General features: G+C 69.8%; 2 protein-coding genes. One reads left to right on the top strand and one right to left on the bottom strand.

The window, feature by feature from the left end; translation table 11 throughout:
• The coding region (locus IEZ00_RS37465; protein WP_229796328.1) for a glycoside hydrolase family 16 protein at window positions 1-593 on the top strand (593 nt) is incomplete at its 5' end.
• A gap of 49 nt (window positions 594-642) precedes the next feature.
• Here IEZ00_RS37465 and IEZ00_RS32605 read toward each other — a convergent pair.
• On the bottom strand, window positions 643-1,139 hold a 497-nt coding region (locus tag IEZ00_RS32605; protein WP_189227222.1), incomplete at its 5' end, for an SGNH/GDSL hydrolase family protein.

Raw genomic sequence — 1,139 nt, forward strand, 5'->3', positions numbered from 1 at the left:
GCGGCACGCCGGGGTGCTGGAAGGGGCACGCCGAGAACGGCCGCCGCTGCGCGAAGAACAGCACGGTCGCCGACGGCATCATGACGATGCGCGGGGAGGCCAACGGCGACACCGGCTGGCTGAGGCAACAACTGGACCGCCAGTACGGTCGCTGGGAGATCCGGTCCCGTTCGCGCAACACCGGCACCTCCGGCGGGTTGTACCACCCGCTGCACCTGATCTGGCCGACCTCGGGCAAGCGCCTGCAGGACGGCGAGTACGACTGGGTGGAGTACTCCAACCCCGACGCGCAGTGCCTGCAGGCCTTCCTGCACTACCCGAGCAGCCCGTCGGACAAGAAGGAGCGGCGCGAGCGCTGCCCGGTCGACATGACCCAGTGGCACAACTTCGCCTTCGAGTGGACCCCGGCCGGGGTGGCGGGCTACGTCGACGGAGTGGAGTGGTTCCGCCTGTCCGGTGGCGCGGGCTCCGACCGGGGCGACATCCAGGACATGCCCTCGGGTCACCTCAACATCCAGCTCGACAACTTCACCGGCAGCAGCGGCCTGCGCCCGGCGGTGTTCGAAGTCGACTGGGTCCGCGTCTACTCCTGAACTCCGCCGGACGGGGAGCCTGCCGATCAGGTGCTCGCCCGCGCCCTGCTCAGCGCGCCACGCCTCGGCGCAGTGGAGGGCAGAGCTGCATGGCGACTTCGCGGACGATGCCGAAGATGGTGTTGTTGCCCGCGTTGCTGGGGTGGACCAGGTCCTCGTGGTAGCCGCCCCAGCGGTTGTCGCCGGGGAAAGCCCATTCCAGGTTGATCATCGGCAGGTTGTTGGCCAGGGCCAGCTCGCGCATCGCCACGGCGTAGGGCTCCTGGGGGCCGCGCTCGGCGGTCTGCTGCGGGTTGTAGACCCAGGGGCTGTGCAGCAGCACGATGAGGCTGTCGGGGCTGTAGCCCCGGACCTCGTCGATGATCGCCTGGAACTGCTGCCGGTAGGTCTGCACCGGCACCCGGTAGTACCAGTCGTTGATGCCCCAGTTCATGATGATCAGCGGGGGGCGGTGGCGGGTGAAGGCGATGTGGCCGTGCTGCGGCCCGCCGGGCAGGAAGTCGGCGGTGGTCGAGCCCGCCACCGCGCCGCCGGACCACACCTGCG

This window comes from Saccharothrix coeruleofusca (assembly GCF_014648515.1).
Lineage (GTDB): Bacteria > Actinomycetota > Actinomycetes > Mycobacteriales > Pseudonocardiaceae > Actinosynnema > Actinosynnema coeruleofuscum.